General features: G+C 72.3%; 7 protein-coding genes. 3 read left to right on the top strand and 4 right to left on the bottom strand.

Going from position 1 to position 8,603, the window contains the following annotated elements; all coding sequences use genetic code 11:
- The first annotated feature begins 105 nt into the window (after positions 1 to 105).
- The gene (locus ACFV2J_RS38575) at positions 106 to 546 is read left to right on the top strand and encodes a cell division protein SepF (protein ID WP_385088232.1); all 441 of its coding nucleotides are present in this window, start codon (positions 106 to 108) and stop codon (positions 544 to 546) included.
- 39 nt (positions 547 to 585) lie between these two features.
- On the opposite strand, the gene ACFV2J_RS38580 is transcribed toward ACFV2J_RS38575, so the two are convergent.
- Together ACFV2J_RS38580 and ACFV2J_RS38585 are read right to left on the bottom strand one after the other, a co-directional pair.
- On the bottom strand, positions 586 to 1,779 hold the full coding sequence (locus tag ACFV2J_RS38580; protein WP_385088230.1) for an acyl-CoA dehydrogenase family protein: 1,194 nt from the start codon (positions 1,777 to 1,779) through the stop codon (positions 586 to 588).
- A gap of 133 nt (positions 1,780 to 1,912) precedes the next feature.
- Entirely contained in the window at positions 1,913 to 3,541 is a 1,629-nt protein-coding gene (locus tag ACFV2J_RS38585) for an MFS transporter (RefSeq protein WP_385443134.1), read from the bottom strand.
- 255 nt (positions 3,542 to 3,796) lie between these two features.
- On the opposite strand from ACFV2J_RS38585, the gene ACFV2J_RS38590 reads away from it, so the two are divergent.
- On the top strand, positions 3,797 to 4,966 hold the full coding sequence (locus ACFV2J_RS38590; RefSeq protein ID WP_385094859.1) for a glycosyltransferase family 39 protein: 1,170 nt from the start codon (positions 3,797 to 3,799) through the stop codon (positions 4,964 to 4,966).
- Between the two features lie 240 nt (positions 4,967 to 5,206).
- Positions 5,207 to 6,253 carry a phosphatase PAP2 family protein gene (locus tag ACFV2J_RS38595; protein WP_385094862.1) on the top strand — a complete coding sequence of 349 codons (1,047 nt, stop codon included), beginning with the start codon at positions 5,207 to 5,209 and terminating at the stop codon, positions 6,251 to 6,253.
- Positions 6,254 to 6,482: 229 nt separating this feature from the next.
- On the opposite strand, the gene ACFV2J_RS38600 is transcribed toward ACFV2J_RS38595, so the two are convergent.
- Positions 6,483 to 6,698, bottom strand: a complete 216-nt coding sequence (locus ACFV2J_RS38600) for an I78 family peptidase inhibitor (RefSeq protein ID WP_385094865.1) — start codon at positions 6,696 to 6,698, stop codon at positions 6,483 to 6,485.
- Positions 6,699 to 7,198: 500 nt separating this feature from the next.
- The gene (locus ACFV2J_RS38605; protein WP_385094868.1) at positions 7,199 to 8,065 is read right to left on the bottom strand and encodes a hypothetical protein; all 867 of its coding nucleotides are present in this window, start codon (positions 8,063 to 8,065) and stop codon (positions 7,199 to 7,201) included.
- Between the last annotated feature and the right edge of the window lie 538 nt (positions 8,066 to 8,603).

Raw genomic sequence — 8,603 nt, forward strand, 5'->3', positions numbered from 1 at the left:
GTCACGAAACCCCCGCGCGGCGTCTATCCACTTGGCGCGACATCCGCATCATGGACGACCATGGGGATGCGGAAGCAAGAAAGACCGCTGTGAGAGGAGGCGTCCATGGGATCGGTGCGCAAGGCGAGTGCCTGGCTTGGCCTCGTCGACGACAACGATGACGAGCGTTACTACGACGACGACAGCTACGCCGAGGGACAGGAGCCCGGCGATGCCTGGGTCACCGACCCGCGCGTGAAGGTCGCGTCCGAGACGGCGGAGGAGAAGGGCCGCCGGATCGGCACGGTCACCCCGGACAGCTTCCGGGACGCACGCGGCATCGGTGAACTCTTCCGGGACGGTGTCCCGGTCATCATCAACCTCACGGCCATGGAGCCCTCCGACGCCAAGCGCGTGGTGGACTTCGCGGCCGGTCTGACCTTCGGCCTGCGCGGCACCATCGAGCGGGTCGCCACCCGGGTCTTCCTGCTGACCCCCGCCCACACCGAGATCGTCAGCGGCGAGGCCGCGGGTCGCCCGACGGACGGCTTCTTCAACCAGAGCTGAGGCAGGGCCGCTCACCGGCCCCGCCCAGCGGTGCCCGGTTCACCGGAAGGCGTCGAGTCCGGTGAGCGCCTTGCCCAGTACCAGCTGGTGCATCTCCACGGTGCCCTCGTAGGTGAGCACCGATTCGAGGTTCGTGGCGTGCCGCATCACGGGATATTCGAGCGAGATCCCGTTGGCGCCGAGAATGGTCCGGGCGGTCCGGCAGATCTCGATCGCCTCGCGCACGTTGTTGAGCTTGCCGAAACTGACCTGCTCGGGACGGAGCCGTCCCGCGTCCATGCGCCGGCCGAGATGGTGGGCGAGCAGAATTCCCTTGTGCAGTTCGACGGCCATGTCGGCGAGCTTGGCCTGGGTGAGCTGGAAGCCGCCGATGGGCCGGCCGAACTGCTCCCGTGTCTTCGCGTAGGAGACGGCGGCCTCGAAACTGGCCCGCGCGGCTCCCATCGCCCCCCATACGATCCCGTACCGCGCGTGCGAGAGGCAGCTGAGCGGCCCCTTGAGCCCGCGCACCCCGGGCAGCACGGCGTCGGCGGGCAGCCGTACGTCGTCGAGGACCAGTTCACTGGTGACGCTGGCCCGCAGGGACCACTTGTGCTTGATCTCCGGAGCGGAGAACCCGGGCACGTCGGTGGGGACGGCGAACCCCCTGATGCCGTCGTCGGTCTGCGCCCAGACGACGGCGACCCCGGCGACCGATCCGTTCGTGATCCACATCTTCCGCCCGTCGAGGATCCAGTCGCCCCCGGCGTCCCGCTTGGCGAAGGTCCGCATGGCGCCGGGGTCGGAGCCGTGGTCGGGTTCGGTGAGCCCGAAACAGCCGATCACGTCGCCGGAGGCCATCGAGGGCAGCCACCGCTGCTTCTGTTCCTCGGAACCGAAGCGGTGGATGGCGTACATCGCGAGCGAGCCCTGCACCGATACGAGGGACCGGATCCCCGAGTCGGCGGCCTCGAGCTCCAGACAGGCGAGCCCGTACTGCACCGCGCTCGCCCCGGCGCACCCGTAGCCCTCCAGCGACATCCCGAGCGCCCCGATCCCGCCCAGCTCCCGCGCCAGCTCGCGGATTCCGGGGAGCTCCCCCTTCTCGTACCACTCGGCGACATACGGCAGCACGCGGTCCGCGGCCCAGTTCCGGACGGTGTCGCGGATCGCGAGGTCCTCCGCGTCCAACAGGTCGTCGACGCCCAGCGGATCGGCGGGGTCGAAGGGCGGCAGCTTCGAGGACGCGGACATGGCAGAACCTCCGGCACACTAAAACTAGCAGTGTTAGTCACAACGGCTTCGGGGCCGACGCTACGACGCGGTGTCCCGTACGTCCAGCGTCCACCGGCGTGCGCGCGGGGGAACCCGCGGAGACCTGGCGCGACTACGCGGAGACCCGGGACCCGGTCGCCTTCCGGGGCCCGGCCGCTTTCCGGGGCGCGGGAATCTCGGCCGCGCCCGCCGCCGCGTGCGCCTCGCACTCCATGATCCGGGGCAGCCGCAGCGCCATCACCGCCCCCAGCACCAGCAGTCCCGCACTGACCAGCAGGGTCACGTGCAGCCCGTGCACGAAGGAGTCCCGGGCCGCGTGCCGCAGGGCGGCCCCGCGTGCCCCGCCCAGCCGCGCGGCCACGTCGTACGCCTCACCCAGCGAGTGCCCCGCCGCGGCCGAGTCGCCCGCCGGGACCCCCGGCACGGACGACAGCCCGGGAGCGTACGCCGCGTTCATCACACTCCCCAGGAGCGCGACTCCGATCCCCGCACCCAGCTGGTACGAGGTCTCCCCTATCGCCGCGGCCCCGCCGGCCTGCGCGGGCGGCGCCTCGCTCAGCATCGACTCGTACGCCCCGAAGAGCGTCGTCTCCAGCCCGAACCCGAGCAGCACGAACCCGACGAGCAGCAGCCCGGCGTTGTCGTTCCCGCCCATCGCGGTGAGCGTGACCACCGCGGCCGCGGTGACGCAGAACCCGGAGCAGACCATCACACGGGGCCCGAACCGGTGCAGCATCCGGGCCCCGACGAGGCCCGCGGCCATCGCCGCGAAGGTGAGCGGCAGCAGGCGCAGCCCGGTCTGGAGCGGCGAGAGCCCGAGCACCAGCTGGAGGTACTGCGCGGCGATCAGCTCCAGGCCGACCAGCGCGAGCATGGCGAGCACGATGCAGCCCACCGAGGTGCTGAACGCGGGCCGCGCGAACATCCGCAGGTCGACCAGCGGATGCGCGCGCCGCCGCTGCCGCCGTACGAAACCGACCATCAGCGCGGCGCCGAGGAGCAGTGGTGCCAGCGTGAGCGGGCCGAAGGGCGCCTCGCCCCCGCCGAGCCGCTTCACACCGAGGACCAGTCCGAAGAGTCCGGCCGCGGCCATCAGCGCCCCGGCCACGTCCCAGGGGCCGTTGCGTTCGCCGCGCGACTCGGGCAGCAGCAGCCGTCCGACCGGCAGACTGATCAGCATCAGCGGGATGTTGATGAGGAATACGGATCCCCACCAGAAGTGTTCGAGCAGAAAGCCGCCCAACAGCGGCCCGACGGCGGCACCGACCGCGGCGACCGCGCTCCAGATGCCGATCGCGAGCGCCCGCTCGCGACGGTCGGGGAAGACCTGGCGCAGGATCGACAGCGTGGCGGGCATGATCATCGCGCCGCCGACGCCGAGCAGGGCGCGGGCCCCGATGAGGAGCTGCGCGCTGTCGGCGAGGGCGGCGACGCCCGAGGCGACGCCGAACAGCGCGTAACCGAGCAGAAGGACACGTCTGCGGCCGATCCGGTCGCCCAGCGTGCCGAAGAGTATGAGGAGCGAGGCACAGACGAGCGGGTAGACGTCGACGATCCAGAGCAGCTCCATCGCGCCGGGCTTGAGGTCCTCGGTGACGGCGGGCACCGCGACGTGCAGCACGGTGGCGTCGAGGGCCACGAGGAGCAGGCTGACGCACAGCACCACAAGGACGACCCAGCGGTTGGCACCGGCCCCGGCCTCCCGACGGCGACACGTGTCGGCCGTGGTCGCACCGGACATGTACGTACCTCCCAGATGTTCCCTCGCGTCGGCGATCCGCTGGGTGGGGACTCCCTGCGGCTGCGGCGGGAGGAACGGCTTCCCGGACGCACGCGACCAAGGCGAGTGAGCGGCCAGCGTACGCGAGTTCCCTTTCGCTACACGTGGCGGACCTCTCACGTTCCCCTGGCCCGGTGTGTGGCGTACGCCACGCCCGTCCGCTCGCCGGCCGCCCGGCAGACGGGCCGGTTCCGTGGTCCGTCGATAATCGAGCCCGTGACCGATCTTGAGACGCCCGCCGCGGCCTCGCCCCGAGCGGGCGCGCTGCGCCACGCCGCACCGGCCCTCCTCGGGTACGCGGGCGTCCGCGCCCTGGGTGTGATCACCCTCGTCCTGTGGAGTGCCGCGAACGGAAAGAGCGCCCACACCCTGCTGACGGCGCGCTGGGACTCGCTCTGGTACACCCGGGTCGCCGCGTTCGGCTACGGCTGGCAGGTCAGGCTGCCCGACGGCGACGTCCACTCGAACCTCGCGTTCTTCCCGCTGCTGCCCTGGCTGGAGCGGCTCGTCGCGGCCCTGTCCCCCCTGTCGTACGCGGACGCGGGCCTGTTGGTGAGCACGCTCGCCTCGTTGGCCGCGGCCTGGGGGATCTTCGCGGTCGCGGACCGGGTGTACGGACGGCGGGCCGGGGTGTGCGCCGCGCTGGTATGGGCGGTGCTGCCCATCGGCATCGTGCAGTCGATGGCGTACAGCGAGTCCTTGTTCACTGCGCTCGCCGCCTGGTCGCTCTACGCGGTGCTGACCGGCCGCTGGGTGACGGCGGGTCTGCTCGCCTCGTTCGCCGGGCTGACCCGCCCGGTGGGGGCGGCGGTGGTCGCGGCGCTCTGGGTGGCGGCGATCACCTCGTTCGTGCGGGAGCGGAGCACGCCTTCCGCGCGGGGCGCCTCCCGATGGCGACGCGCCCTCGGCATGCTCCTCGCGCCGCTCGGCGCCGCCGGTTACGTCCTGTGGGTCGGCCACCGCACGGGCCGGGGGCCGCTGGGCTATCTCGACATCCAGGCGCAGTGGGGCAACGGATTCGACGGCGGGTACGCGTTCGCGCGCTTCGTGGGCGACAAGTTCACGTCATTTCCGTCGGCCCTCGCCGGCCTCGGGCTGATCGTCGGGGTCGCCCTGGTGATCTGGCTGTACGTCAGCTGTGTGCGACAGGGACAACCCCTCCCGCTGCTCGTGTACTCGGGGATCGTCACCGCGCTCGCCCTGTGCGCCTCGGGCTACTTCGGCTCGAAACCGCGGCTGCTGCTGCCCGCCTTTCCGCTGCTGCTGCCTCTCGCGGTGGCCCTGGCCGGACTGCGTATGCGCAGGTCAGCGGCGATTCTCGGCGTCGTGGCCGTGGCTTCGGCGGTCTACGGGGCCTTCTGGCTGAACGGCACCGGACCACCCTGACCGGCCCCTCCAGGGCCGGTGAGCAGCCGGAGAATTCCAGTCGAGCTTTCGGTGAACGCATTAATAAGCGCCATATAAGCGAGCGCGGAACCGATCAATGGAATTACGGGACCACCCTCCTCGCGGATTAGCGAATCATTGGAAATAATCATCGCCCTGAGAGGAATCCCACATCACATCGTCATCACAAAGCGAGTGATTCGGCCTGGAACGCAGCTCACTCGCTGTAGCGTCGATTGAGTGCGTACCGAACGAAACCTCACCCGTCTGGACCGGGTCTTCGCCCGGCTGGACCGTGAGCCGGAACGACCGGCCCACATCGATGTGCCGAAGATGAGCAGGCACAGGGTTGTGCTCTTCGGAGCAACCCTGGCCTTCTACGTCGCCATCGTGTGGGCCGTGGCGATCACTTCGTGGCTGGTCCGGTTCGACTGGCAGGTCATGTTCTTCCGGCCGTATCAACAGTGGCCGGAGATCCACGCGTTCCTCGACTACTACGTGGTGCTCGGCCAACGCGGCCCCACCGCCGTGATGGTGGCGGCCTGGCTCGGCTGGCGCTCGTGGCGACAGCACACCCTCCGCCCGCTGCTGACGCTGGGCGCCTCGCTGCTGCTGCTGAACATCACGGTCGGTGCCGCCAAGCTCGGCATGGGCCGCCTCGGTCCGCACTACGCCATCACGATCGGCTCGAACGAGATGGGCCTGGGCGGCGATATATTTCCTTCGGGTCACACCGCGAACGCCGTGGTGACCTGGGGGATTCTGGCCTATCTGGCCTCGACCCCGGGGGCGCGGCGCTGGCTGTCCGCGCTGTCCGCCGTGACCTCGCTGGGGGTCGGCCTCACCACCGTCTACCTCGGTACGCACTGGCTGAGCGATGTACTGCTGGGCTGGGCCGCCGGCCTGCTGATCCTGCTGGCACTGCCCTGGTGCGAGCCGCTGATCGCCCGCGCCGAGGCCGGGATCTTCACGCTGCGCGACGCCTGGCGTTCCCGCCGCGGCCGTACGGCGCCCGCTCCGGCCGACGTTCCCGTCGGCGCCCCGGTCGGCGCGCCCGTCCTGGTCAAGCAGCACGGACCCGCGGACGAGGAGGCACCGGCGCGCGAGACCGTGGCCGCCGCCGCCCGCTCGCCCCGGGGGCCCGTGTACCTGGCCCCCGGACCGCACTTGGCCCGCTCGGAGCGCACCCCGGTCACCCCGGCCGGCAGCCGCCGGCCGCCGCACGCGGACCGCGCGGCACGCTCCGCGACCACCACCGCCTCGGCCCGGCCCACCACGGGCGGCTGAGACCCGGAGCACGGCGGGGCCGGTACGCACGACCTCCCCGCACGCGAAGGCCCCCGGCTCACCCGAGCCGGGGGCCTTCGCGCGATCCGGTTCCCGGACCCATCCGCCGTCGGACTCCGCGTTCCTGTCGATCCCTCAAGTCCTATTTGAACCTTTTGCGCCTTTCGCCCCTCGGGCTCGACCCTCGACCTTCCGGACACGAGCGGACGAAGCCTGGCCGGATCCGGCCTCAGCCCTTCCAGCAGCGGATCACCCGGCCGTCGACGACCTCGAAGTTCAGCCGCCCCACGCGGTACTCCATGGTGATGATCGTGCCGGGCGGGAGCGAGCGCACCGAGGACCAGCCCCGCTCACGGGCACGGCGCTCGGCGCTGCTCGCCTCCATCCCGACATAGGTCTCCGGGCTGTCCTCGGGTTCCGCGGGCGGGGTGGGAATGGGTGCCATGCCCGCCACGTTAGGCGGCCCGCCCCGGCCGGGGAAGCCCGGACCGGGAACCCTGTGTCACCCGTACCCCTCCGGTCACACTTCTGTCACAGGATCACGACACCCGTTTCGGTCGAACTCCGTCACACGTACGAGGGGTTCGACAGGTGAGCCGCACGCCTTCGAACGTAATTCGGGACCGTCACGGCGACGTTCCGAATAACCCGGCGGAAAGCGCGCGCACCAGCGCCGGAACCGCACTTTGCATTCCGATTCCGGCGCGTGTCACGGAAGCCGGTGTCGCATAGGAAATGCACGGTTCCGACACAGAACCCCCGCACCTCCCCCGTCTGTCACGCCGCCCCGGATCCGCTCCCGTTCCGCGGTGTCCGGACCGTGCCGTCCCCCTGTCCAGGGCCATTCCCCGGGAGCCCGCTCCAATGCCCGGGACAGCCGTCCCCGCGCCGCCCTGACCGCTTCGGCCGGCACGGCCGTTCGGCCCCGGCGTGCGCGGGAGGTGTTCAGTCCGCCGGGGCCACCGTCACGGAGAGGTCGTTGTCCCGCGTGTAGTACGGGCCGGCCACCAGCGGGCCGTGGGGCGTGCGCACGGTGGTCCTGGGGTGGAGGAGGACGGTCTTCTTGTCCGCGATGTCGTCGAGCAGCCGTGCGACCCGCACCCTGGGTCCCGTCTCCCCCGCCGGACGCAGCCAGAGGTCCCAGACGCCGGGTCGCAGGGTGCCGTACGCCACCGTGAACCCGAACTCGGTCTGCTCCACGGCGACTTCGGCGCGCACCCGGGCCCCGGTCACGTCCCGGTGGCACACCTCGGCGTAGGCGTCGGGCGCGAGTCCGACGCCGTACACGCGGCCGCGTACCCCCAGACCCCGCTCGCCGCGGCGCAGTTCGACCGCCTCCGCGTGCGGGGCGCGCAGCCAGCTGCGGACGGTGAGGCGGGCGTGCCGGGGCGAGGGTCTCTCCTGTCCGGGCGGGGCCGGGAATCCGGAGGCGTACGGGATCCGGACGGCGACATGGCCGAGCGCGCCGCTGGGCACCCGGGCGACGAGGGAGCGCAGGTCGTTGACGCCGGGGGCCAGGCGGCGCGGTCGACCGCCCGCCACCTGCGCGTACGCGTCCCAACGGCCCTCGGGCAAAGGGACGCTGCTGGGCAGAGCGGCCCGCAGCCGAGCGTCCCCGGCGGGGGTCAGCGGCAGCCTGACCTCCTCGCGGCCCCCGCGGCGGCGCAGCACGAGGAGCGCGGCGCCCGGCTCACCGGTGTCGGTGACGTCGAAGGTCAGGCCGCCCGCGGAGTCGGCGATGCAGTCGGCGCACGGGGGCACGGCGGTGTCCGCGTCGGCGCGCCGTCGCGCGGCCCGCGGGACCGGCGTCATCATGCGGGGCGTCCCTTGCTCGCGTGGACCTCTTGGGTGATGAGACCGCGGACCCGGCCGATTGGTTGCCTCCCAAGGGCACATCAGGGCTCATGGAACCGCTGCGGCACCACGGGAAGCAGCCGGGGCCGACGTCGCCCTCCCCCTCGGGCCCGGCACGGGTGGCTCCCGTGGACCCGGAACCTCGCGTGTGTGGTGGCCGGTGGGCGCCCGCTCACCGGGCGGGCGAGCGGGCCGACGGCGTCCGTGCATGGACCGGGCCGGGCCGGGGCGCGGTCGTGTTCGGCGCGGAGGCGGCCGAGCGGGCGGCGGGACGATGCCGGTCCTGACGGTGCGCGCACGGCCCCGCGGCCGGTGACGCCCGGCGCCGGCCCGCCAGGCCCGCCCACCGCCGGGTGACCCGCGAGGCAGCCCCACGGCCGGGTGGTCCGGCAACCGGCCCCCGCGGCCCCTGTGCGGCGCCCCTGTGCGGCGGGGGGGGGGGGTGGGGGGGTGGGCGCGGCGGGGGGGGGCACGGAGGGGGGGCGCCTGAGGAGAG

The organism is Streptomyces sp. NPDC059668, assembly GCF_042734135.1.
Lineage (GTDB): Bacteria > Actinomycetota > Actinomycetes > Streptomycetales > Streptomycetaceae > Streptomyces.

Bases quoted from the DNA above. Each gene is read 5' to 3' on its own strand.
- ACFV2J_RS38575 (WP_385088232.1), top strand. From the start codon at position 106: ATGGGATCGGTGCGCAAGGCGAGTGCCTGGCTTGGCCTCGTCGACGAC.
- ACFV2J_RS38580 (WP_385088230.1), bottom strand. From the start codon at position 1,779: ATGTCCGCGTCCTCGAAGCTGCCGCCCTTCGACCCCGCCGATCCGCTG.
- ACFV2J_RS38585 (WP_385443134.1), bottom strand. From the start codon at position 3,541: ATGTCCGGTGCGACCACGGCCGACACGTGTCGCCGTCGGGAGGCCGGG.
- ACFV2J_RS38600 (WP_385094865.1), bottom strand. From the start codon at position 6,698: ATGGCACCCATTCCCACCCCGCCCGCGGAACCCGAGGACAGCCCGGAG.
- ACFV2J_RS38605 (WP_385094868.1), bottom strand. From the start codon at position 8,065: ATGACGCCGGTCCCGCGGGCCGCGCGACGGCGCGCCGACGCGGACACC.